The 23,919-nt window shown below is 69.1% G+C and carries 17 protein-coding genes; 5 read left to right on the forward strand and 12 right to left on the reverse strand.

Features of this window, described 5'->3' with window-relative positions:
* Positions 1-104: 104 nt before the first annotated feature.
* The 7 genes from ACEL_RS09095 to ACEL_RS09130 all read right to left on the reverse strand — a co-directional run bounded on the left by ACEL_RS09095 (position 105) and on the right by ACEL_RS09130 (position 8,395).
* The gene (locus ACEL_RS09095; RefSeq protein WP_420794990.1) at positions 105-758 is read right to left on the reverse strand and encodes a response regulator; all 654 of its coding nucleotides are present in this window, start codon (positions 756-758) and stop codon (positions 105-107) included.
* A 310-nt stretch (positions 759-1,068) separates the two neighbouring features.
* Positions 1,069-2,037 carry a ribosome hibernation-promoting factor, HPF/YfiA family gene (gene hpf / locus ACEL_RS09100; protein WP_011720596.1) on the reverse strand — a complete coding sequence of 323 codons (969 nt, stop codon included), beginning with the start codon at positions 2,035-2,037 and terminating at the stop codon, positions 1,069-1,071.
* Positions 2,038-2,468: 431 nt separating this feature from the next.
* The gene (locus tag ACEL_RS09105; protein WP_049751479.1) at positions 2,469-3,179 is read right to left on the reverse strand and encodes a ComF family protein; all 711 of its coding nucleotides are present in this window, start codon (positions 3,177-3,179) and stop codon (positions 2,469-2,471) included.
* A 261-nt stretch (positions 3,180-3,440) separates the two neighbouring features.
* The gene (locus ACEL_RS09115) at positions 3,441-5,174 is read right to left on the reverse strand and encodes an LpqB family beta-propeller domain-containing protein (protein WP_169303206.1); all 1,734 of its coding nucleotides are present in this window, start codon (positions 5,172-5,174) and stop codon (positions 3,441-3,443) included.
* Between the two features lie 74 nt (positions 5,175-5,248).
* Positions 5,249-6,976 carry an MtrAB system histidine kinase MtrB gene (gene mtrB, locus ACEL_RS09120; RefSeq protein WP_011720599.1) on the reverse strand — a complete coding sequence of 576 codons (1,728 nt, stop codon included), beginning with the start codon at positions 6,974-6,976 and terminating at the stop codon, positions 5,249-5,251.
* A gap of 6 nt (positions 6,977-6,982) precedes the next feature.
* Positions 6,983-7,660, reverse strand: coding sequence for an MtrAB system response regulator MtrA (gene mtrA, locus ACEL_RS09125; protein WP_011720600.1), 678 nt, complete (start codon positions 7,658-7,660; stop codon positions 6,983-6,985).
* A gap of 105 nt (positions 7,661-7,765) precedes the next feature.
* Positions 7,766-8,395 carry a M48 metallopeptidase family protein gene (locus ACEL_RS09130; protein WP_083760570.1) on the reverse strand — a complete coding sequence of 210 codons (630 nt, stop codon included), beginning with the start codon at positions 8,393-8,395 and terminating at the stop codon, positions 7,766-7,768.
* A gap of 484 nt (positions 8,396-8,879) precedes the next feature.
* Here ACEL_RS09130 and ACEL_RS12295 point away from each other — a divergent pair, with 484 nt between their 5' ends.
* The 3 genes from ACEL_RS12295 (at position 8,880) to ACEL_RS09145 (ending at position 11,885) form a co-directional block, all read left to right on the forward strand.
* Complete coding sequence (locus ACEL_RS12295; protein ID WP_169303207.1) at positions 8,880-9,038, forward strand: DUF5679 domain-containing protein; 159 nt, start codon at positions 8,880-8,882, stop codon at positions 9,036-9,038.
* A 281-nt stretch (positions 9,039-9,319) separates the two neighbouring features.
* The gene (locus ACEL_RS09140; RefSeq protein WP_011720603.1) at positions 9,320-10,498 is read left to right on the forward strand and encodes a TOMM precursor leader peptide-binding protein; all 1,179 of its coding nucleotides are present in this window, start codon (positions 9,320-9,322) and stop codon (positions 10,496-10,498) included.
* 40 nt (positions 10,499-10,538) lie between these two features.
* Positions 10,539-11,885 (forward strand): ABC1 kinase family protein, encoded by a 1,347-nt coding sequence (locus ACEL_RS09145; protein WP_148204592.1) that lies wholly within the window; start codon positions 10,539-10,541, stop codon positions 11,883-11,885.
* A 102-nt stretch (positions 11,886-11,987) separates the two neighbouring features.
* On the opposite strand, the gene ACEL_RS09150 is transcribed toward ACEL_RS09145, so the two are convergent.
* Positions 11,988-12,272 carry a WhiB family transcriptional regulator gene (locus ACEL_RS09150; protein ID WP_041835067.1) on the reverse strand — a complete coding sequence of 95 codons (285 nt, stop codon included), beginning with the start codon at positions 12,270-12,272 and terminating at the stop codon, positions 11,988-11,990.
* Between the two features lie 337 nt (positions 12,273-12,609).
* The gene (locus ACEL_RS09155) at positions 12,610-14,142 is read right to left on the reverse strand and encodes an ATP-dependent helicase (protein WP_049751482.1); all 1,533 of its coding nucleotides are present in this window, start codon (positions 14,140-14,142) and stop codon (positions 12,610-12,612) included.
* A gap of 210 nt (positions 14,143-14,352) precedes the next feature.
* Between ACEL_RS09155 and ACEL_RS09160 the strand changes: the two genes are divergently transcribed.
* Positions 14,353-14,622 (forward strand): mycoredoxin, encoded by a 270-nt coding sequence (locus ACEL_RS09160; RefSeq protein WP_011720607.1) that lies wholly within the window; start codon positions 14,353-14,355, stop codon positions 14,620-14,622.
* Positions 14,623-14,734: 112 nt separating this feature from the next.
* Here ACEL_RS09160 and ACEL_RS09165 read toward each other — a convergent pair whose 3' ends face one another.
* A complete protein-coding gene (locus ACEL_RS09165) occupies positions 14,735-16,144 on the reverse strand; it encodes a dipeptidase (protein WP_011720608.1) in 1,410 nt (469 codons plus the stop codon).
* A gap of 284 nt (positions 16,145-16,428) precedes the next feature.
* Between ACEL_RS09165 and ACEL_RS09170 the strand changes: the two genes are divergently transcribed.
* Positions 16,429-16,923, forward strand: coding sequence for a universal stress protein (locus ACEL_RS09170; RefSeq protein WP_011720609.1), 495 nt, complete (start codon positions 16,429-16,431; stop codon positions 16,921-16,923).
* Here ACEL_RS09170 and ACEL_RS09175 read toward each other — a convergent pair.
* Positions 16,910-20,404 carry an ATP-dependent helicase gene (locus ACEL_RS09175; protein ID WP_011720610.1) on the reverse strand — a complete coding sequence of 1,165 codons (3,495 nt, stop codon included), beginning with the start codon at positions 20,402-20,404 and terminating at the stop codon, positions 16,910-16,912. The genes ACEL_RS09170 and ACEL_RS09175 overlap by 14 nt on opposite strands.
* A gap of 99 nt (positions 20,405-20,503) precedes the next feature.
* Entirely contained in the window at positions 20,504-23,782 is a 3,279-nt protein-coding gene (locus ACEL_RS09180) for an ATP-dependent helicase (protein ID WP_049751483.1), read from the reverse strand.
* Positions 23,783-23,919: the final 137 nt, after the last annotated feature.

A 23,919-nucleotide genomic window follows, 5' to 3' on the forward strand; every position in this document is an offset into this window, starting at 1 on the left:
GCGGCGGATCGGTGCGGGATAGGTCGGAGCAGGTGATTGCCTCCGGTCCATGTCCCCCGCCCTGTCATGGTAGGGGAGCCGGCCGGCCGATGACGGCAGCGAGATCACGTGATCTCGAGCAGCTTCTCGCGGACGGCGTACACCACCGCCTCCATCCGCGAGTGCAGCTGGAGCTTCTCCAAGATATTGCGCACGTGGTTCTTGACCGTGTTCTCCGAGATGAAGAGCTGCTTGGCGATGTCCCGGTTGTTGAGCCCCTTGGCAACCAGCCGGAGCACTTCCATTTCCCGTTCGGTGAGCTTGGGTGCGGGGACCTGGTGCCGGGCGTCACCGCGCTTGATGAGGGAGGCGAACTCATTCAGCAGCTTCGAGGCCATCGACGGACTGATCAACGATTGGCCGCCGTGGACCGCGCGGATCGCCGCCGCCACCTCGTCGATCGAAATCTCCTTGAGGAGATAGCCCATGGCCCCGGCCTTGATCGCTTCGTAGAGATCGGCTTCTTCATCGCTGATCGTCAACATGATGATCTTCGCCGAGGGACAAACCTCCTTGATCGCCGCGCACGCCTCGATACCCGTCCGCTTCGGCATCCGTACGTCGAGCAGGACGACGTCCGGCAGCGTCTCCGCTGCTCGGGCCACCGCCTCCGCACCGTCGCTGGCTTCTGCGACCAGTTGGATATCCGGCTCCTGGCGGAGCACCATCTCCAAGCCCCGGCGGAAAAGAGCGTGATCGTCGGCGACGAGTACCTTGATCGGGTCAACGTCACCCGTCGCGTCTGTCGCGGGGGCGTCAGGCGCGGTCGCGGGAGCCGGCCCGCTCGCGGGAGCCGGCCCGTTGGCGCCATGGGCGCGATTGCCTCCCGGGTAGGGCGGTCGCAGCGACTGACCTGGGACCGGTGCCCGAACGGTCGCTCCGGTCGACCCAGGCGCCGGCGCGTCGTCGCGGCGCGGCCACGATGCCTGGTCAGAACCGATCGGGCGCAGTACCCTCGGCTGCTCTCCGCTCGTCATGTCCACCCTGCCCTTCCCCGCTCTGGTCAGGTATACGACGATATGCCCCGATTCATCCGGTAGCCAGCCGACGCGCCTGAGCAGACTCCCCGACTGGAGCGGCGCGGTCCCCGGCCGGAGCAGACTCCCCGACTGGAGCGGCGCGGTCCCCGGCCGGAGCAGACTCCCCGGCCGGAGCGCCGGCCCGAGCCGCACGGTCCCCGGCCGAAGCCCCGGCCGAAGCCCCGGCCGAAGCCCCGGCCGAAGCCGGTCCGCCCTCGGCCCGAGCCGGCCCGGGGATGTCCGGACCATCCGCCGGCACGCTCGCGGCTGCATGGCGGCCGTCCGCTGGTTCACCCGTGACCAGCCGGATCACGCCGTAGTCGTAACCGCGGCGCCGATAAACGACGCTCGGCAAGTGGCTGTCCCGATCGACGAAGAGAAAGAAATCGTGGCCCACCAACTCCATCTCATAGAGCGCCTGATCCAGCGTCATCGGTGCGGCGACATGGACTTTCTCCCGTACGACGAGCGGGCCGGACTGCTGCACGGCGACGTCGTCCCCCTCGGTGACAACGTCGAGTCCATGCTGAATCTCCGCGCCCACCATGGGGACGTCGCCGTCGCTGGTCTCCACGCTCGACGCTGCCTTAGCCGACGGCACCGAGGTCCTTGCGGCAACCGGTGACGCTGCGTCCGTCGGCGGCACGGCGTTCGCCGCGGCGACCAGCGAGGGTGCGCGGTTCCCGCGATGGACCCGACGACGGTCGGCAGCCTTGCGAAGCCGCGCTTCGAGCTTCTCCCAGGCCAGGTCAAATGCGGCGGTCATCGTCTCGGCGGCGGCTTCCGCCCGGATCGGCGGGCCGGCGGAGATGCACGTCAACTCGACCCGCTCGCATGAGTCAGCCAGCCGCGGATTGCGTTCGCGGGAAATCTCGACATCGACCCGGATGACCTTCGGGCAGAGCTTCTCGACCTTGGCCAGCTTCTCCTGGACGTAAGACCGGACACGCGCCGGAACCTCCACTTTCCGGCTAGTCACTACGATCTCCACGGAACCTCCCGCCTATCGCATCCGGGAAGACCGCCACCTGCGTCGTGACGCCCGCCCGGCCGACCTGGTCTTCGACCCCACACTCGCCTGCCGAGGTCTTCGCAGCCTACCTGCGATGGCACCACGGACCTGAACTCCTCCGGTAGGTGTCGGACCTACCGAAGTGGCAGGACTTACGTCTAAGCCGCACCGTGATCGGACGACGGTGTGTCGCCTTACGTGGGCCGTTTTGCCTGCGGCTGGCATCGGCTTGTTGGGCCTGCCGGGTGTGACCGCCCGATCACCCCTGGCTCGATGCGGCCCAACGCAACCACGGACCCGAGCGGACGTCACGGCACAAAACTAGACCGAATTGCCCGTTCCGCATAGCCCCGAAACGGCGGAATCCCGAATGGTCGAGACCACATGGCCATCCATGCTCAACACGTTCCGCCGCGCCGCAGTCTGGTCGCCGCGACCGTCACCGCGCCAAACACCGGCACGCCGCCGGCCCGCAGGGCACGCACCGCTTCACCCAGGGTGGCGCCGGTCGTCACGATGTCGTCCAGGACGAGGACGGCGGTCCGCCGCGGCGGGTCGGCCTGTTCGCGGCGGAATCGTGCCGCCATCCCCGGCGACACCGTGTACGCGCCGGCGAGATTCACGAACCGTTCGGTCGCTGCCAGCGCAGCCTGATCGGCTACCGTCCGCCGACACCGCAGGAGGCGCGCGACGCGGGTCGGCGGGACGGCGGCATGGGCTGCCGCCCGGGCAAGTTCGGCCACCGGCTCCCAGCCCCGGGCGCGCAACGCCGTCCGCGTCGATGGAATGGGAACCACCACGATGCGGTCGGCGGTGGCGGCCAGGAAATCCAGGTTCCGAACGAGCAATGCGGCAAGGACATCGCGCAGATCGCGCCGGCCGTGCTCCTTGTACGCGAGAAGCAGACGACGCAACGGACCCTCGTACCCGCCCGCCGCAACCACCGGTACGCCCTCGGCGAGTTGCCGTGCAACCAACGGCCCGGCCCGGATGGCCGCGTCGCACACCGCGCAGAGCGACCCCGGCGGTGCGTCGCGGCCACAGCCGGGACAGGCGCACGCCACGAGGAGTTCGGCGACGGCCCGCCCAGCGGCGCGCAACCATGACACGGTTCAGGGTCCACCGCGCGGGTGTTGGTCGAACCCCGAGCGCGCGTGGGTGTTGACAGAGCCGACGGCAGGTGTGGACGCGTAGCGGAGCATGCGGGTGGCGGCAGCCGGGACGATGCGCAGCGGACGACGGATTGCGGGCGGCGGAGCGCGGCCACCAGCGGAGATCGGACGGCAGCAGAATCTGCCGGCTGTCGCGGCGGTGGTGGTCGCACGGGCACGGCCTCACGTGAAGATCGGACCACCGCGCAATGCCGTTGGTCAGCTCGGATAGTTCGGAACCGTTCCCCCATCGACGACAACCTGCCAGGCCGAGCCGTTGAGCACCTCGACCTGCCGGGACTTCGTCCCGATTGCCAGTGGCTGGTTTGGCGCCGCGGTCAACGACGAGGCATCGAACGGCACCTGCTGAATCGTCGCATCCCAACCATCGACATCAACCAACCACGCGGTGACGATCTCTGACCCGGAGGATGTCGCGAGAATCGCCAGCGACGTTGCCGACGCCCACGCGACGCCGTCCGCCGCCGGTTGAACATTCGGCGCGACCGGGTACAGCCCGCCGATCGTCACGCCACGGTCGGAACGTTCGACCCGCCCGACCCAGAGCTGAGATCCCGTCGTCGAGCGGACGACGAGAGCGACGCGCGTGCCGTCACGCGAGACTTTGAGGCTCACGATGAGACTCGATGCGAGAGTGCCGTCGATATTCACCCGCTGGAATTTCGGGGTTGTCGTCGGCGTCACGACACCCACGAGAATCTCCTGGGCACCGGTGGATACCTGCTCGACCGTCCAAACGTTTCCGAGCAAATCCCATGACGGGGTGGAGAATGACGCGGCGGAGAGCACCGGCACGACGGCATTGATGGGACCGGCGTACAGGGTCTGGGTGTTATCAGGGTTGCGGGTCACACCCGCCACCAGATCAGGCCCGCTGCTGCCGACGAGCCGCGGTGCGACGACCGCTGACACGAACCGAGGTCGTGGTCCCGGCGCCGCCGTTCCGGTCCCCTTCGTCGCTGTGGGCTCGGGTAGCGGCGGCGAGAGCAACGGGGCTCCGTTTGCCAACCGCGGCACGCCGGCGTCGTCGATGTAGGTGAACGTTGCGGTACGCAGCACGTCCGGGTCAAAGGCGCTCCACGTCTTCAGCGTCTGCGTCACCGCCTGGCGGCTGTTCGGCAAGGGTGCACCGCCGACCGTAATCCGCACCTGACTGGCCACGCCGGATCGGACCAGGGTGTACGTGAGCTGGGCGGATGCTTGATCTCGTTCAATCGCGTTGAGATTCCCGAACGGCGGCGGCAGGTCGACGGTCGCAACGTCGCCGGAGACCGTCACCGTCGGTGCCTGATCCGTCTGCGGCAGGGCGGAGAAAACCCCGGCGTGCGCCAGCCAGCCGGGCACCGGCTGACTCAGCTGTTCCACCAGGGCGGTGGCGACATCGGTGGCCGTGTGCGGCAGGAAAACACGCACCGGGACAAGGAATTGCCCACCCGGGCTAAGGTAGTACAAGGAGCCCTGCCAGAACGCGTTCTCCACCTCGGTCCGGTCGAGCACCAGAAAATTCGGCAATTTGGAAATGCGCCATTCACCTTTGCTTTGCGGCGCAGATTTCGTCAGCGTATACGTCACGTCCGATGTCGCGCCGTTCGGTTGCGGTTGATACGTGCCGTCGGTGAAGATGGTGCCGACCCATTTGTCGATGACCCGTACGGTCGCGGTGTCGCCGTTGATCGCGTAGACCACAGATTCTCCGGACTCGTCGATGACGTGGACGCCTTCGGTCGGCTGCCATGTCGGGTCAGCCAGGTACGAACGGGCGATCGCCGGATTCGACAGCACCGCGCTGGCCAGCCGGAAGCCGCCGACGACATCCTTCGGGCTGAGGCCTTCGACGGCGTATGCGGCGGGAACCTGGATATTCCGGCCGCCCTGGCTGTCTTGGCTCGCCTGGGAACCCGCGTGTACCCGTCCACCGGTCGGCACCGTCATGCAACCCGACACGCCGACCGCGACCGCGGCAGCACAGGCCGCCCGGAGGATGGTCCTCACTGCGGTACCGCGCATCACGGCACCGCCCGTTCCGCAGCGACCGAAGCGGAACCCGCACCGGACGGCGACGCTGCGGCGTCCTCCGGCTCAACGGGTATCGGCGGCCGGCTGATGGGAAACCCCACCCGTTTCGGCAGCGTCAGGACAAACTGCGATCCCTTTCCGGGTTCTCCCCACGCCTGGAGGGTTCCGCCGTGCAACCGGGCATCTTCCAATGCGATGGCAAGACCCAGGCCGGTGCCTCCCGTACTGCGCGCTCGTGCAGGATCGGCCCGCCAGAATCGGTTGAAGACAAGGGCGGCCTCCCCGGGACGCAAGCCGATCCCGTGGTCGCGGACCGCCACCGCCACGGCGTCCTCACCGGCGGCCACGCGGACGACGATGGGACGCCCCTCGCCGTGTTCCGCTGCGTTGACCAGGAGATTCCGCAGAATCCGCTCCACTCGCCGGCCATCGGCTTCACACAGACACGCCTCAGCCGGCACGATGACCTGGACGATGCTGCCCCGCCGGGCGGCGAGCGGTTCGGTGTCCTCGACGACATGCCGGACCAAATCCCGGACGTCGACCACATCCGCTTCCAGGGAGGCGGCACCCGCGTCATGCCGGCTGATTTCCAGGAGATCCGCAAGCAAGGATTCGAACCGGTCGAGCTGATTCTGCAAAAGCTCAGCGGAACGGGCGCTTGCCGGGTCGAAGCCGTGCCGGGCCTCGAACAAAACGTCAGCAGCCATGCGGATCGTCGTCACCGGGGTGCGCAATTCGTGCGAGACGTCGGAGACGAACCGGCGCTGTACGCGAGACAAATGTTCGAGCCGCCGAATCTGACGCTGCAGACTTTCCGCCATCTTGTTGAACGACGCCGCAAGCCGGGCAAGGTCGTCTTCTCCCTTCGGTGTCATGCGTTCCTGCAGGCGCCCATCGGCGAGACGCTCCGCGATCTGCGCCGCAACACGGACCGGTTTGACAACCTGTCGGGTGACGAGATACGCAATCGCCGCCAGCAACGCGACAAGGCCAAGGCCGCTGACGAGCAGCGTTCGGGTCACCAATTCCAGAGTCTGTTGCTCCTGCTGCAGGGAGAAAACGTAATAGATTTCGTACTGCTGATTCGACGGCGTCGTGACGAGGCTGCCGATCGCCAGCCCCGGCACCTGAAATCCGTCGGTGTATTGCATGACGGTGTAGGCGTAGTAATAACGCGCCTGGCCCTGGCTCACCGCCGCGATGAGGTCGTCCGGAATACTGCTCACCCGGAAATCCACGTCGGCGGCCGGCTGGTTCTTGGCGACGACACCGGGCGACAGCACCTGAAAAGCAACGACTTCATACCCCCCGGGTTGGCGGCGTGACGTATCCGGAGGGCTCAGGCTCTTCACCGTGTTCGTCAATGCGGTAATGGCATTTGCCGACGACGTGAGCGATTGCTGGGCGCTGGCCAGACCGATGAGCTCCTGGTTGACCGATGACCGCACCTTCGCTTGCAGCAGGCCGGCGCGGACCTGCTGCAAGACGACGAGTCCGAGGAGCGCCACCACCGCCGCCGAAACAAGCAAGGTGGTCGCGACCACCCGGAACTGGATGGATCGCCGCCAGCGATGACCGATCGCCCGGGCGATCCGGCCGACCGGAAAGCCTCGACGATGCCAGGCGGCGGGTACGGAGTGAACGGCGGCTGGCTCGTCACCGGAGGGCGGACGGCGGCCGTCCGGCGCAGGCGCGGCGTCGTCGAGCACAGCCATGGCTCGTCACGCCGGGCCGGCTTTGTACCCGACCCCGCGGACGGTCAGGACGATCTCCGGATGGTCGGGATCCTTTTCAATCTTGGAGCGGAGCCGCTGGACGTGGACGTTCACCAACCGGGTGTCGGCGGCGTGACGATATCCCCAGACCTGTTCGAGGAGCACCTCCCGCGAGAACACGTGCCGTGGTTTGCGCGCCAGCGCCACCAGCAAATCGAATTCCAGCGGAGTCAGCGGAATAGGTTGGCCGTCGCGGGTCACCGAGTGGCCGGCGACGTCGATCGTGACGTCACCAATCGTGAGAATCTCCGGAGCAGGTTCGTCGGTCCGCCGCAGCCGGGCCCGAAGCCTGGCGACGAGTTCCTTCGGTTTGAAGGGCTTGACGACGTAGTCGTCGGCACCGGATTCCAGACCGACGACGACGTCAACCGTGTCGCTCTTCGCGGTCAGCATGACGATCGGTACGCCGGACTCCGCCCGGATCTGCCGACAGACGTCGATCCCATCGGTGCCGGGAAGCATGAGGTCGAGCAGGACGACGTCCGGCTTCACCTCCCGGAAGGCGGCGAGCGCCTTGTCTCCGTCGAACACGAAATGGGGTTCAAACCCCTCGCCGCGGAGGACAATGCCGAGCATCTCGGCCAACGCGGTGTCGTCATCGACGACGAGGACGCGACCCTTCATAGGCCCGATATTCTCACCTTCCGCACCGGCCTGGACCGCAACGAGGTCCCCTCGTCGTCATGCGCAGCCGCTCCGGGCGGGCGACCCGCCGCGCGGGATCCGATGTCATGCCGATCCACGGTGACTGCGCAGCAGGGCGGCGTCGCTGATCCCTTGCAGGTAGCCTTTGGCCCGCTCGGCCCACGGAAACTGGTTCAGCAGCGCGTGAAAGCGCGGTCCATGCGTCGGATCGATGAGGTGGACGAGTTCGTGGAGGAGGACATAGTCCCGCACCCAACTCGGCATCACCTGCAGCCGCTTGGACAGACGAATCGAGCGGCTCTCCGGCGTACACGATCCCCAGCGTGACTCCTGGTTGGCGACCCAGCGGACGCTGGCCGGCTGCGCCCGTCCTCCGAGATACCGGCGCGACAACTGGACGGCACGTCGCAGCAATCGCTGATCACTATCGGCGGCGTCCTGCCGACCGCGTCGACGGGCGAGCCGCTCAACCATGATCCGAACCCACTTCTCCCGCTCGGCACGGGACAGCCGGGCCGGGACCGAGACGACGATGTGATCGCCGTCCACGTGAGCGGAGATGGTGCGTCGGCGGCGCAGGCTGCGCCGGATTTCGACCAGGGTGGAGCCGTCGAGCAGCACCCGCTCGACGGAGACCGAGCGGCGGGGCGGTGTCGGCGTCGACCGGTATGAGCGCTGCGAACCGCGGGAACGTGATCCGGAAGAGGCTGTCACACCTGAACCGTATCCGCTCAGAACGGCAAGGATTTCCCTTCCGCACAGGGTGTGGACGACGTCCCACCTGGTCGGGCAGGCCACCGGCGGCCGCACGTGACCGCTGTCCCCGGGTTTTCCGGACCCTCTCCACAGGGACAGGCCTAGGCGTCCTCACCCTGTCCACAGTTTTCTCCACAGGCGGTGGATGGATTCGGCACATCCTGCTTGACCGCCGCGCGCTGCCGCGCCTAACGTCTCCGACGTTGAGGCCCTCGCTTGGGCACCACCCGCAAGGGGAAGGCGGGAAGGGAGGCTCGGGCGAGGGCTTCGCACGCTTCAGGCGCCACGCCCGGCGGCTGCTAGGCGAGGCTGCGCACTGCATGAACGCGAATGCCGTAGGGTGGCCATCGCTACTCCGCGGTAGCGGCGGAGTCGTTCATCGCGGTTCGGCGCCCGTCGATCCGCGCCCGTTCATCAGTCCGTGACATCAGAGGAGGATCGGGTGGCCGAGAAGTACAACGGCGAGGCGTACTGCGTGAAGTGCAAGGAGAAGCGCCAGTTCGAGGGCGACGTCGTCGTCAACGACAAGGGCACCAAGATGGCCAGAGGCAAGTGCCCGGTCTGCGGGACGACGCTCAACCGCATCCTGGGCAAGGCTTAATCCGCGCAGCCGAGGCAGAGCGTCGGCACCGACCTCGTCCCAACGTCGTCCACAGCCGTGGTCCGGCCGTTCCGGCCGTTCCGGCTGGCGGGCGTGGCGGCCGGTCCGGTGGCGCGTGGCGGCCGGTGGCCGTTCCGGCTGGCGGGTGTGGCGGCGCCGCGGTTTTTGTGGAGCCGACACCGTCCACATCCTTGGTCCGGTCTTTGGGGATCACTGTGGACAGCAGCGCTCCGCACGGCACACGGTGAGAAGGTGCGGGCATCCGATTCAGGGAGGTGCCCGTGCGACCCAGGCTCAAGCCCGCTGTCCGTGTGCTGTGGCGGGACGCCGCCACCGTGCAGTTCGGTGTCGACGCCCGATCGGCTGTTGCCGTCACGGGGGTTGATCCGTGCACGGCGGCATTGTTTGACGCGCTTGACGGGAGCCGCACGGACGCCGAGTTACGGGTGCTCGGCCGCCAGCTGGGTCTCGATGCGTCATCGGTCGACCGCCTGCTCGACTGGTTGCGCTCCGGTCGCCTCCTCGATGACGCCGCCCGCCGGCCGGCTGAGGCGTTGCTGCCACGGGGCGCAGAGGATCTCCTAACACCTGATCTCGCTGCCCTCTCGCTGCTGTCAGAGGAGCCGGACGGCGGAGCGGTTCTGCTCGAGCGGCGCCGGGCCGCACGGATCAGCGTTGTGGGTGCCGGGCGGGTTGGCGCTACCGTCGCCACGTTGCTCGCCGCCGCGGGGATTGGTCGGGTCGTCCCTGACGACCCCGAGCCAGCGACCGCTGCCGATTGTGCACCGGGCGGGCTGGCGCCGGCCGACGCCGGCACACCCCGTGGCGACGCGCTCCGCCGGCGCCTGCTCGCGGTGAATCCGGCGGTCCAGACCGCCCCGCCCACGGACGGCGATTACACCCTGCAGGTGCTCGCACCTCCTGGTCCGTTCGATGCGACCGTCGGGGACGCCGCGCTGCGTGGCCATACTCCGCACCTGCTGGCCTTTGTCCGAGATCTCACCGGCGTCATCGGTCCCCTCGTGTCACCCGGGCGAAGCCCCTGTCTGCGATGTCTGGAGGCGGCGCGAGCCGCGCGTGATCCCCGCTGGCCGCTGATTGCGGCACAACTGGCAAGCGACCCCCCGCGCAAGAGGCGAGCCTGCGATGTCGTTCTTGCCACCCTGGTCGCCGCAATCGCTGCGCTACAGGTCTTGGCGTTCGTCGACGGGCGTCGACCGGCAACCGTTGGAGCAACCGTGGAGATGACCCTCCCCGACTGGCGATTCAGGCGCCGCCGATGGTCGATGCATCCCGACTGCGGCTGCGGTTGGCCGTCGAACGCCGAGCCCGATGCGGGCATCGATCCTGGCTCAGGTCGTGGCATCGGTGCGGCGCCCGGTGGTGGGGTCGGTCCCGGGAGGGCTGTTGGGCCCAGCGTTAGTGTCGGCGCGCGGTCAGGTGTTGGGATGAACGCGTAGCCTTGCGCGCAATCAGGCTAAAGACCGGAAGATGGGATCCATGGCCGACATCCCTCGGGGGACCGTAGCGCGGACCGCCCGCCTTGCTCGACTGCCGCTCAGCGCGGCGGGTCGCACGGCCGTGGGCATCGGGAAACGCTTGACCGGACGCCCTGCCGAGGAGGTGATCGGCGAATTCCAGCGGCGGACCGCCGAGCAGCTCTTCGACGTCCTCGGGGAGCTGAAAGGCGGTGCGATGAAGCTCGGCCAGGCGCTCTCCGTCTTCGAAGCAGCAATGCCGGACGACCTCGCGGCGCCGTACCGGGAATCGCTGACCCGCCTGCAAGAGAACGCCCCGCCGCTTCCGGCCGCCACCGTCCACCGGGTTCTGGCCGGCCAGCTTGGCCCGCAGTGGCGGACATATTTCCGGGACTTCGAGGATCGGCCTGCCGCGGCGGCATCCATCGGGCAGGTTCACCGCGCGGTCTGGCAGGACGGCCGTCACGTCGCGGTGAAGATTCAATACCCCGGCGCGGGAAAAGCGCTGCTCTCCGACCTCACCCAGCTCGGCCGGCTCGGCCGGGTGTTCGGCGTCCTCTTTCCCGGTTTGGACCTCAAGCCCCTGCTCCAAGAATTGCGGGCCCGCGTGACGGAAGAGCTCGACTACCGTCTGGAGGCCATGTCGCAACACGCTTTTGCGCGGGCATACCTCGACGATCCCGACATTTACGTGCCGGACGTGCTTGCCGGCGCCGATCGTGTCATCGTTTCCGAATGGATCGATGGCACGCCGCTATCGTCAATCATCCGATCCGGCACCCGCCGCCAGCGCGACCACGCAGGCCTTCTGCTGGTTCGTTTCCTGTTCTCCGGACCGGCGCGGGTCGGCATGCTCCACGCGGATCCTCACCCGGGGAATTACCGCCTGCTGGACGACGGGCGCCTGGCCGTGCTGGATTTCGGTGCGGTGAACCGGCTGCCGGGTGGCTTTCCCCCGATCATCGGCCGGCTGTTGAGCCTGGCGTTACGCGAAGAACCGGACGCAGTCTTGGAGGGGCTGCGCGAGGAAGGTTTTGTCCGAGCGCGCCGGTCCGTCGATCCGCACGATTTGCTCGCCTACCTCAATCCGTTCCTCGATCCTGTTCGGTATCCGGTCTTTCATTTCACGCGACGCTGGCTTCGAGAGCAGGCGTCGCGCATCGGCGACCCGCGTACGCCGTCCGGCGCGCTGGCCCGGCAACTCAATCTGCCGCCGTCGTACCTTCTCATCCATCGGGTTTGGATGGGCAGCATCGGCATACTCTGCCAGCTGGATGCCGCCGGGCCGTTCCGCGCGGAAATTGAACGATGGCTCCCGGGTCTCGAACTCCCCGAGCTTGTCGAGGACGCGGAACAGAGCGCCGAGTGACCGCGCCACTCGGCAAGTCCACGCTCGTCACGTCACCCGGACGGGTATTCCGACGGGCACCGCGGTCCGCGGCGTCCTCGACAGCTGCACCGGTCCGCGGCATCACACGACGCGCTCTTTGCGCGGCCGACCGCGCGGCCGCTTCTGGGAGACGACCCGCCCGCCGGAAAACAACTCTCCTCCCCAGACACCCCAGGGTTCACGTCGCTGCAGCGCATCGTCCAGGCATGCCACCCTGCGCGGGCAGCGTCGGCAGAGTGCCTTCGCCACGTCGATATCCTCCGGGTCCTCGGCAAAGAAAATCTCGGGATTCACCTGGAGGCAAGGGATTTCCCGCCTTGCGTCGATCGCCTGCGCACATCCCGCGTCGACGTCCGTCACGCTCATTCCACACCCCTCACCTCGCACCATCGGTTGGCCGTTCACCCTCCGAGTGATCGTTGTCTGGTTGGACGGTCACCATCCTCCGTTGGTGGACCGACATTTCCGGCCGTCGTGGATCTCCGCTGAGCAGGTGGGCTTGGTCGCGACGGCTCTCACGCCGCCCGGGATCGAACCGGTTCGTGGTCGCGCGACCGGTCTTGGCGGCGCCCCTTCTATCACCCAGCGATCGAACCGGTTCGTGGTCGCGCGATGCGCAGCAGGCGTGACGATCGTCCATGTCAAGACGGATATGTCACAACGCCCGCTGACCGCGATCGTTAGCTCCTCGGGACCGCGATCGTTAGCTCGCCGGGCCGGCCGCGCCGACACCACCTGCCGCGCCGCAACCACCCGGCTTCTCGGCCGGCTCAACCGAGGGTTCACCGACGGCCGGCCGCGCGGAAGCTGCGAACGCGGCGAGAAATCGGCTGGGTTCACACTCCACCCTCTCGCCGGCGCGCTGCACCGAACGGGGATACGAGACGACCAGCATGCGACGCGCCCGGGTCACTCCGACGTACGCCAACCGCTGCTCCTCAGCAACAGCGTCCACGCTCAGCGCCCGGGCATCCGGGAGGATGCCGTCCGCCCAGCCGGGCAGGAAGACCACCTCCCACTCCAGACCCTTCGCCGCGTGCAGCGAGGCAATCGTCACCGCGCCCGCCGTCCGCGGGACGCCGGTGCGGGACGCCGTCGCAATCCGGACCGAGCGGATGCCCACCTCGTCGAAAGCGGCCGAAATGGGCTCGGCGAGAGCGTGTCGGCGTACCAACACCGCTATGTCATCAGGAGAGACACCGGAGGAGATGAGCTCGGCTACCGAGGCGGCGACGCCCTGCGCCTCAGCCTCCACCGTCGGATACGCAACGACGGTGGGCGAAACACCCGACCCGCGGACCGCAATCAGCGGAGTTCCGCCGGCCAGCCGGTGCGCCGCGGCAAGAATTTCTTGCGTCGAGCGGTAATTCCGGGTCAACGACACCATCGTCGCCTGCGGATAGCGCTCAGCGAATTCAACGAGATACCGGTCGGTGGCGCCGGCAAAGCCGTAAATAGCCTGGCGCGGATCACCGACGACGCACACCTCCGTGCGCGAGCCGAGCCACGCGTCCAACAGACGTTGTTCCAGCGCATTCACATCCTGGTACTCATCGACGACAAAACATTGGTAACGGCCGCGCACCATTCGCACGGCTTCCGGTTCGGTTTCCAAAAGTGCGACCAATAGAAGAAGAACGTCTTCGAAGTCCAGGCAATGCGCGGCCGACTTCAAGGCTTCGTAACGATCGTAGAGCGCGGCGGTCTCGTCAGCAGGCTTGGCGGAGACACGTCCGTGACGACGCGCGAGCGCGGGGTAATTCTGCGGCGGGCACTGCAAGACTTTCGCCCACTCAAGGTCCGCCGCGACGTCGCGCACATCGAAATCCGACAGGCGGACGCCGAGCTGCCCGGCCGCCTGGGTAAGGAATGGTGTCTTGTCGGCCACGATCCGCGGAAATGCACCGCCGACGAGCCGCGGCCAGAAATACCGCAACTGCCGGAGCGCCACCGCGTGAAAGGTGCCGGTCGATACATCATCCACGCCGAGCATCCGAAGCCGGTGCCGCAGTTCGGCGGCCGCCCGGTTGGTGAACGTGACCGCCAGCACCTGCTGCGGCCGCCACTGTCCGCTCTGTACCGCATGGGCAATCCGGTGCGCGATCGTCCGGGTCTTGCCGGTACCGGGACCCGCAAGAATCCCGACCGGCCCCGGCATCGCCGTCACTGCAGCGCGCTGGTCGTCGTCCAACGCGGCAAGCACGTCCACACCGGAAACCGCCCGCGACACCGTCACCCCGCCATCGTCGCAGGACGCCGACGGCCGGACACGTGCGCGCCCGCGACCGGATTCCGCCCGTGACAACCGTCCGGCCGCGGTCGGTGCGGAGAGACCCGGCCGCGCCCGGCGCCCTCGCCCAGCCGCTGGCAACGCGGGAAGAGTTCAGCGCCGGATCGTGTTGTCTCTGCTGATACGTAACGTCTGATAACGATACGTGGAGTGGACATGCCCGACGGGACGACCGTGACAATCTTCACCACCCCGTGGTGCGGCTACTGCCGCCGGCTCAAGCGAGAGCTCGACGAACAGGGCATCCCGTACCAGGAGGTGAACATCGAGGCCGACCCGGAGGCTGCCGACCTCGTTGCGCGGGTCAACGGGGGAAACCAGACCGTGCCCACGGTGCTCTTCCCTGACGGGCGCACGTTGACCAACCCCCCGGCGTCCGCCGTCATCGCCCGGCTCGCCGACCTGCAGGCCACACCCCAGCGATAGAGCCCACCGTCGCCCGCCCTGCGCGACGCTGGGCCGGTGAACCGGCGTCCACGCGACGGTCAGCCTGCCGGCACGCCCGCCCCTGCGCGACGCGGGTCGGTATGACGTGCTGTCAGCGACGCACGACGTCGTCGCGGTGAGCGGCGAGATCGTCCCAGAGATAGCAGATCGCCTCCGCACCCTTGAGCAGCATCGGGATGTGCGCGTGCTCGTCCGGGGCGTGGTAGCGGTCCGTCGGTAAACCGATGCCGAGGAAGACCAGCGGGGCGCCGAGAATCTCCGCGATGTCAGCCTCCGGGCCGGATCCCCCCTCACGGGTGAAGAAGACCTCCGCCCCGTCGAACGCGGCGGAGAGCGCGCGACACGTCGCCGCTACTGCAGGATGGTCCGCGGGAACCAGGTAGGGGCGCACGCCCGGGCCGAAGAACGTCACGGTGGCCGTGATACCCGCCGGCACATGCTCGGCGACGTACCGGCGCAACGCCTCCTGGACACTCGCGGGATCCTGATCGGCGACGAGCCGGAATGAGACCTTGGCGTGGGCATCCGTCGGAATGATCGTCTTGTGTCCGGGCCCGGTGTACCCACCCCAGATGCCGTGAATCTCACACGTCGGCCTGGTCCAGATGCGCTCCAGGGTGGAGAACCCGTCCTCGCCGTACGTGGCCCGACTTGCCGCCTGAGCCAGCCACGTCGACTCGTCGAACGGCAAGCGGGAGATCATCTCCCGTTCCTGGGCGCTGATCGGACGGACGTGATCGTAGAAGCCGGGCAGCGTCACCTGGCCGTGATCGTCATGCAGTCCGGCGAGGAGTCGGGCGAGCACGGTCAGCGGATTCGGGACGGCGCCGCCGAACGTGCCCGAATGCAGGTCGACGTCCGGGCCGTGCAGGTCGATTTGGCAATCGGTGAGCCCGCGCATGCCGAGACAGACGCTCACGACTCCGGGCGCATACATGGCGCTGTCACTGACCACGATCACGTCCGGGGCCAGCCGGTCCCGGTGGGCACGAAGCAGCTCGGCGAATGTCGGTGAACCGGACTCCTCCTCCCCTTCGATGAGGAGCCGCAGGGTGACCGGGGGCTGCTGACGGCCGCTCGCGGCAAGGTTCGCCTGGAGTCCGAGGAGGTGACAGAGCACCTGCCCCTTGTCGTCCGAGGCCCCTCGACCCAGAATGCGATCATCAACGATGGCGGGTTCGAACGGGGCGAACGTCCACGCCTCCACCGGATCGACCGGCTGCACATCGTGGTGCCCGTACACCACGACGGTGGGTGCACCCGGATCCTCAGCCGGCCATTCGGCGAAGACGGCGGGCGCCCCGCTCGGCGCCGTCCAGACCTCCACCGTGGGGAACCCAGCGCTGCGCAATACTGCGGCAAGCCACTCCGCGCTGCGCCGAACGTCGTCCGCGTGTGCCGGATCCGTCCACACCGATGGGATGCGCAGCCACTCACCGAGTTGAGCGACGAAGGCGTCGCGTTGTTCAGCGAGATACCGACGTACAGCTTCCCGGTCCATGGCGGCACTCTACGGGTCGCGCGACCGCCACCACGTCGCCGTATGACGGCTCGGCCGTGACCCGATGGCGAGCGTGCCCGGACGAGGGCACGGTGCGTAACCGACGGGTACGGCGGGAAGCCGACGGTGCGTGACCGGCGGGCACGGCAGGAAGCCGACGGCGCAGGGGCCGGTTCGCGCCAAGGCGGGCTGCAGCGTCGGGCCGGCTGGACCGCCGGTCGACGTCCGTACGAAGCCGAGGGAAGCCGCCCATTGTTCCCGCTGACAGGGGGCATCCTTGAGGCATGGTGGAGCAGCTCATCGCAACGGGCGTTGACGACACCGCGCACGACGTCACCCAAACGGAGCCGGAACCGACGGCGACCGAGGCCCGGCGCAATCTCGTCGTCGTCGGCGTGGACGGGTCGGCGTGCAGCGCCAAGGCACTGGCGTGGGCCGAAGAGTACGCGAAAACCGTCGGCGCCGACCTCGCGCTTGTCATCGCGTGGCACTGGCCGACGGCGTACGGCGAGCCGATTCCGTTCGAGGACTTCACCCCGGAAGCCGACGCGGCCGAGGTGCTGCGCAAAGCAGCGGCGACGCTCACCCTGCCATCCGAACGGGTGCGGCTCGTCGTCCGCCAAGGAGCAGCCGGTGACGTTCTCGTCAAGGCAAGCGAATCCGCTCGGCTCCTTGTCGTCGGGTGCCGCGGCCACGGCAGCCTTCTCAAGCGGGTCATCGGATCGACAAGCATCTACTGCGCGCATCACGCGCACTGCCCGGTCGTCATCGTGCGCTGAACGGTGAACCGGAGCGGGGACGGCCGGCCAACGGCAGCGTCCGCGCCGCCAGCAACTCCATCAGGCCCCTCCGGTCAAGCAGGTCCGCCGGCGCATAATCGCCGCCGTCCCGCAGGTAGCAGAACGTGGCGCGGACCCGTTCGAGCGGGACGCCGGAAAGCTCCGACCAGGCAAGCCGGTACGCGCCAAGCTGGACAGCCGCAGCCTCCGCGTACTCTCCGCGCGGACGGCGTCCCGTTTTCCAGTCCACGATGGTGAATCCACCGTCCGGGTCGGCAAACACGGCGTCCATCCGGCCACGGATGACCCGGCCATCGACCACGAGGTGGAACGGGACCTCGACGTCGACGGGATGCCGGGACGCCCAGTGGGATTCGAGAAAAGCCGTTTTCAGCGCCTCCAGTTCGTCGTCAGGAGCCGCATCAGAGTCAGCCGCGCCCGGCAGCTCGTCGACGTCGAGGAGGCGTGGGGCCGCGAACCGTTGCTCAAGCCAGCGGTGAAAGGCCGTTCCGCGCCGGGCGGAGGGAACCGGTCTGTTCGGGAGCGGCCGGCGCAGCCGCGCTGCGAACCGAGACGGATCCTCGCGGAGTGCGACCAGTTGCGTGACTGACAACTGCTCGGGAAGCACCACGGCCGATTGCTCCGTCGCACGGCTCCGTTCCGCAAGCAGGACGGCGATATCCCGCGACCACCCATCGACCTGCTCCCACTGCGTGGCTGGAATCGGCGTGCGCGGGCGCGGTTCCGCCTCGCCGCCGGTCAGCGCCTCCGCCGATCCGTCGTCCCGGCCGGACATCGGCTCTCCGGCGACCGCAACAGCGTCCCGCACGAGAGCCGCCGCCCGCTCGACTTGAGGCCGCCGGGAGCCGAGGGGGTCGACCGGCCAGGCCACTCGACGCGGCCCGTCGACGAGCCGGGGATTCGCCGTCCCGTCATCCGGGACGGGTGTCCAGCACTCCACGCGCATGGCGCCGAGCACGTCGCCGGTGAGGAACGCGCTATCGGCATGTGCTCTGGTCGTGTCATCCCACCGGTAACCCGTGCAGAAGAGCCACCGCCGCGCCCGGGTGACGGCGACGTACGCCAGCCGCCGTTCCTCGGCAAGGGCGTGGCACTTGACCGCCTCGGCGAAATCTTTGAGGAGAGCGACGACCGCGCTCTGGTCGTCCGCCGTCGTCATGTCGATGCTCGGCAGCGCATCGCGGTCGCCGCGAAGCGGCCACGGCAGCAGGTGCGCGCTGGTCAACCAGCCTGTCGTGTTCCGCACCCCGGTTGGGAAGACACCGTCCACCATGCCGGGCACGCAGACGACGTCCCATTCGAGCCCCTTGGCGGCATGCACGGTGAGGACGTCGACCACGCCGGGCCGGCGCTCCCCGGCGGCCGCGTCAAAGGCGACGGCAGCGTCGTCCTCCGGACGGTCCAGCCCCCGCTCCGCGTACCCAGCCGCCTCGAGGTAGTCGAGGAACCCGCCGAGAGTGGGATTCTCTGCGGCGTCGGCATAGTCGGCCGCAACCTCAAGGAAGGCGTCCAGATTCGACCGGCCGGGCTGCTCGCCGCGCGCCAGCACCTCGACATCGACGCCGATCGTGGCAATCACTTCGGCGACCAGGTCCGGCAGCGGCTGCGACAATCGCGACCGGAGGTGGTGCAGCTCGTCGGCGAGCCGGGCGAGCCGACGTCCGCCTTCGACCGAGAACCAGCCGGACTGCGTGACCCATCGCTCGGTACGCAACCGATCGAGAGCGTCCACCAGGCTGAGCGAATCCGCTGCGTCACCGCCGAGTGGCGCTCCTGCGTCGTCGGGACCGTGCGACGTCTGCGACTCCGTGGCGGCACGGTCGTCGGGACCGTGCAACGTCTGCGACTCCGTGGCGGCACGGTCGTCGGCGGCCGCACAGCGTCTCGCCCACCGATGCAAGGCCGCCAGGTCGGCGGCGCCGATCCGCCACCGGGCGCCGGTCAGCAGACGCATCAGCGCATCACCCCGGTCGGGATCGACGAGCACCTGCAGGGTGGCGACCACGTCTTCGATCTCCGGTTGGTCGAGCAGCCCGCCGACACCGAGGATGCGGATCGGCACCCCCCGGGCACGCAGCGCCGGTTCGAGCGGCAGCAGCTGCCGCCACTTGCGCAGCAGGATCGCGATGCTCCGGCCCGGCTCCCCGGCCTGCCGGGCGGCTTCGTCCTCCCGAAGCACCCTGGCGACGTACTCGGCGACGGCCGCGGCCTCGTCCTCGACCGTCGGGTAGCACGCGCACCGCGCCTCGCCGACGGGAGCGTCGTCGCGTGGCCGGAGCACAGGAACCGCGGTGGTGTCGCGCCCAGCGCGCAGCGGCTCGGCGATCAGGTTCGCAACCGCGAGGATCTCGGGACTGTTCCGAAAGCTCGTCGCCAGCGGAAAGACCGTGACGGCACAGGGCGCCTCGGCGATCAGCGCGCGGAAGGTGCCGTGGCTCGCGCCACGCCACCCGTAAATCGCCTGCGCGGGATCCCCGACGACGGTCAGCCACGGCTGCGCCGCCGCTGGCGATTCGGCATCCGGCGGGGCGGTCTTCGGCAGGAACAGCGCCCGGAGGAAGTCCAGCTGGGCGTGGCTGGTGTCCTGGAACTCGTCGAGCAGGACGGCGCGGAAGGCGGCCCGTTCGGCGGCCCCAACCTCGGGGAACAGCTCGGCCAAAGTGGCCGCCAGCGCCATCTGGTCGGCGAAATCCAGCACCTCGGCGTCCCGTTTGCGCGCCCGGTAATCGACGACGATGGGCAGGAGCTGGCGGCGAAGCTTCAGCTGATCGACAATCCGCTCAACGTCCTCAGCCATCGTGCGGCTCCTGCCCCGCGGATACGGCAGGGCGCAGAGCTTCGCGGCCAACTGGTCACAGAATTCCGCGACTGACTCGACGTCGACGCGGTGCTGCGCCAGCTCGCCGGCGAGGATGAAGACCCGATTGGTCACCGTTGTCGGCGAGAGCGTGACCGCGTCCATCGGGCCGTCATAGGCGTCAACCGCCCGGCGGGCGAACTGCCACGACGCAGCCTGTCCGATCAGCCGAAGACCGGGCTCTACGCCCAGCCGCAGGGCGTGATCGGCGACGATCCGCCCGGCGTACGCGTCGTAGGTAACGACCGTCGGCTCCCCAACCGCGAGCACCTCCGGATCGATCACCCGACGGCGGGCGAGTTGCGTCAACCGCCGGCGGATTCGCCCGGCCAGCTCGGTCGCCGCACGCCGGGTGAAGGTGAGGCCGAGCACCTGCTCGGGCCGGACTATCCCGTTGGCGACCAAGTAGACCACCCGACCGGCCATCGTCTCGGTTTTCCCGGACCCGGCACCGGCGAGCACGACCGAGAGCGGCGCCGCAGATTCGATCACTGCCGCCTGTTCGTCGGTCGGCGGCGGCAGTCCGAGGAGACCGGCGAGGTCCGCCGCACGGAAACGTGGGCGGGCGCCGGCTCCCGATCCGGCGGACGTCGCACCCGTCATCCAGTCACCGCCATCATCGGGTCACCGGTCATCCAGTCACCGCCGCCCCTTCGACCACCCGACCGGCGGGGCCGTACGGGTGTTGATCAGCTTTCGCCGTCATCCCGTCACCGCCGCCCCTTCGACCCAGAGCGGACAGCAGATCCGGACCGGACAGAACCGGCACCCGTCGTTCGCGACCGCATCGAAGACCGCAGCGGCCATCCCTTCCGCACACTTCATGATCATTTCGTGTGCCCAACTGCCGCCCGCTGCCTCGAGCGGCGCCTGGCCCCACTCGACCGGTTCTGGACGATCCTCATCGAGGAACAGCAGCGCAGCCCCGGCGGGCGTCCGTCCCTCGTCGAACGCACCTTCGACGACCGCCACTTGGTAGGCCCCGAGCTGAGGATGCTCGGCAAGGTCGGCCTTCCGCACCGCACGCCGACCGGTCTTCAGATCGACGACGTACAGCCGGCCGTCGTCGTCCTGCTCAAGCCGGTCCACCCGGCCGGTGAGCAGCGCCCGACCGACCGTGACCTGGAAATCGCGCTCCACCGCAAGCAGACGCCGCGGATTGCGCGCCATCCAGGCAGCGAGCCGCTCGACCATCGCAGCCGCCCGGTCGCGTTGCGCGGCGGCGAACCAGCCGGTACCGAGATCCGTGTCGGCGAGGGCGGCGTCGAGGCGTTCGCGAAGCTGCGCAACGTCAACCGAGAACGTGGCGGCAGCGCGGTGCACCGCCGTGCCGACGACTTGGCTCGCCGACGACCGTCCCCGCCCGCCGCATGACTCCAGCAACCAACGCAACGGGCAGCGGGTGAAAAGTTCAAGCCGGGACGGCGAAACCGGCACCGGCTCGTCGTCCCGACGCAACGGCTGATCCGTGGACGGTGCCGGCAGGCCGTACCAGCCGTCGGGGGCGGCGCCGGGTATCCCGGCGGCTGCGAGCTGCGCGAGATGTCCGGCCGCCCGGCGGGCGACGGCATCGTCCGCTGTCTCGGCCGCCCGGCGGAGATCGCCGAGCAGCGACGGCAGGTCCAGACCGCGGGGCGGCCGAGTGAGCGGCCGCTCGTCAGCGTCCAGCGGGTCGATGTCGTCGAGGAACCGAGACGGAATTTCCTGGTCGCCGGAGACCGCCGTCACGATGAGTTTCCGGCGAGCGCGGCTGGCCGCCAGGTAGCAGAGCCGCCGTTCCTCAGCGAGGGCGGCGGACCGCTCCTCGAGGGTGCGGATCGACCCGCCGGGCCCACGGTCGGCCGCGTCGGCGATCCGGCCGTCGAGGACGTCGAGGAAGTCCCGCAGGCCGAGAAGGGATCCGCGGCGTCGCAGGTCCGGCCAGACGCCTTCTTGGACGCCGGCCAGCACCACAACGTCCCACTCCCGGCTCTTCGCCGCATGCGCGGTGAGCAGATCGACGCCGTCCGGCTCCGGGGCGCGGGCCGCGAGCGTGTCGGTGGGAATCTCCTGCCCGAGCAGATAGTCGGCGAAGAGGGCGGCGCCGGCCCGCGGCAGGCGGTCGACGTACCGGCTGGCGGCAGCGAACAACGCCATCACCGCATCAAGGTCCCGGTCGGCTGCGGCGCCGACCGCACCTCCGGAAAGCGCCTGGGCGTAGAGCTCAGTCGCCAGCCCAGTTGCGTTCCAGATCTCCCAGAGCACGGTCTCTGCCGTCGCGGCCGGCTCGGTGACGGCACGGCGTCCTGCCTCGATCGCTCGCGCGACCCGCAGCGCCGGCGCGGCAGCCTGTTCGTCGATCACCTCGAGGTCACGCGGGTCGTTGAGCACCTGGGCCAGGACGACGGCCGATGAGCGTTCGCCGCCGGCGGCCCGATCCAGCCGCCGCAGGGCGATCCGCAGCCGCCGCAACTGGAGGGGATCCGCCCGGCCGATCGGACCCGCGACAAGCTCCTCGGCAAGGGAGGCCGCCGCCGTCGGCGCACGCTCGACGTCCAGCAGCGGCTGGCCGGCGGCGATCCGCAACGCCAGGAGGAGGTGGCGCACGATCGGGACGTCCACGATCGGGCTGCTCTGCTCCGGCACCCGGACCGGTACCCCCGCAGCGGTGAGCGCCCGACGCAGCGGCGGAATCTGCGCCGCCGACCGGACCAGGACCGCCATCGCCGTCCAGCCGAGACCCTCGACGAGGTGGGCGTGGCGGAGGTGGTAGGCGATGTAGGCGGCCTGCGCGCCGGGTGTGGCGAACGCGCGGACGTCGACCGATCCGTCCCCGTCGGCCCCGGCGCCTGCCCGGACGTCGACCGATCCGTCGCCGTCAGCCGCGGCGGCGCCAGCCCCGGCGACCCCGGCGCCAGCCCCGGCGAGAGCCCGGACGGCCCCGGCTTCCGCACCCACCGCAAGACCGCGGTACGCGGCCGCACTGACACCCGGAGGGACGACGACCGGCAGTCGCTCGGCCAACCGCCGGACCGCGGCCAGCAGCGCCGGACCGCCGCGGTATGCCCGGCCGAGCACGACGACCCGCGGCCGCTGATCAGCGAAGTCACTGAGAAACTCCCGCACACCGAGGGGATCCGCACCACGGAAGCCGTAAACCGACTGGTCGGGATCCGCAGCGATGACCAAAGCCGCGCCACTCGTGATGGCCCGCAGCAACCGCCGCTGGGCCGGGTCCGTCTCTTCGTACTCGTCGACGACGACGAGGGCGTGCCGGACCCGGCAGCTCTCCAGCAGCTGCGGGTGCTCCTGCAACAGCGCCGTCGCGGCCAGGATGAGCTCGGCCGGGTCGTACCCGGCGGCGTCCCGAAGCGCGGTGACCTGGCTGTACTCCCGCGCGAACCGGCCGATCGCCACCCAGTCATCCCGCCCGGCCTGTCGGCCGAGCCGGGCCACGTCGTCTGGTGTCAGGCCCCGCTGGACCGCCTGCTGCAGAAACTCCCGCAGTTCACGGGCAAATCCCCGGGTCGGGAGCGCGGGTCGCAGCCGCTCCGGCCAACCCGTTGCCCCGCGGTCCAGGTCGCCGCGGAGAAGTTCCCGGATGATGACGTCTTGCTCGGCGCTGGTCAGCAGCCGCGGCGGTGGTTCACCACGCTGGATCGCATCGGCGCAGAGCACCCCGAAGGCGTAGGAGTGGAAGGTGCGGGCCAGGGGTTCGCGGCTGGTTCGCCCGAGCCGGAGCGCGATGCGGCGACGCAGCTCCGCTGCGGACCGCCGCTGCCCGGTCAGGACAAGAACGTTCTCCAGCGCGACCTCGCCGCGGCTGACCCGATCGGCGACCGTTTCGATCAACAGCGTGGTCTTGCCGGTGCCCGGACCGCCAAGGATGAGCAGCGGGCCGCCTCGGTGCGCAAGAACCGCCTGCTGTTCGGCGTCCCACTCCGGCGCCGCTCGGCCGGGATGCCGGTTACCTCCCGGAGTGTCAGCCACGGTCGCGACCACGCCTGGCATCTCATCACGGACCGCCGACAGATTCGACAGCCCCGCCGAATGTGCCCAGCCGGCCGCCCTGCGGTTCGGTGACGGGCCTTTGCGCCCGGTCCCCCTGCGGTTCGGTGACGGGCCTCCAGGCCCGGGCT

It is taken from the genome of Acidothermus cellulolyticus 11B (genome assembly GCF_000015025.1).
Lineage (GTDB): Bacteria > Actinomycetota > Actinomycetes > Acidothermales > Acidothermaceae > Acidothermus > Acidothermus cellulolyticus.

Bases quoted from the DNA above. Each gene is read 5' to 3' on its own strand.
- ACEL_RS09115 (WP_169303206.1), bottom strand. From the start codon at position 5,174: ATGACGGTGCCGACCGGTGGACGGGTACACGCGGGTTCCCAGGCGAGC.
- mtrB (WP_011720599.1), bottom strand. From the start codon at position 6,976: ATGGCTGTGCTCGACGACGCCGCGCCTGCGCCGGACGGCCGCCGTCCG.
- mtrA (WP_011720600.1), bottom strand. From the start codon at position 7,660: ATGAAGGGTCGCGTCCTCGTCGTCGATGACGACACCGCGTTGGCCGAG.
- ACEL_RS09145 (WP_148204592.1), top strand. From the start codon at position 10,539: ATGGCCGACATCCCTCGGGGGACCGTAGCGCGGACCGCCCGCCTTGCT.
- ACEL_RS09150 (WP_041835067.1), bottom strand. From the start codon at position 12,272: ATGAGCGTGACGGACGTCGACGCGGGATGTGCGCAGGCGATCGACGCA.
- ACEL_RS09160 (WP_011720607.1), top strand. From the start codon at position 14,353: ATGCCCGACGGGACGACCGTGACAATCTTCACCACCCCGTGGTGCGGC.
- ACEL_RS09165 (WP_011720608.1), bottom strand. From the start codon at position 16,144: ATGGACCGGGAAGCTGTACGTCGGTATCTCGCTGAACAACGCGACGCC.
- ACEL_RS09170 (WP_011720609.1), top strand. From the start codon at position 16,429: ATGGTGGAGCAGCTCATCGCAACGGGCGTTGACGACACCGCGCACGAC.
- ACEL_RS09175 (WP_011720610.1), bottom strand. From the start codon at position 20,404: ATGACGGGTGCGACGTCCGCCGGATCGGGAGCCGGCGCCCGCCCACGT.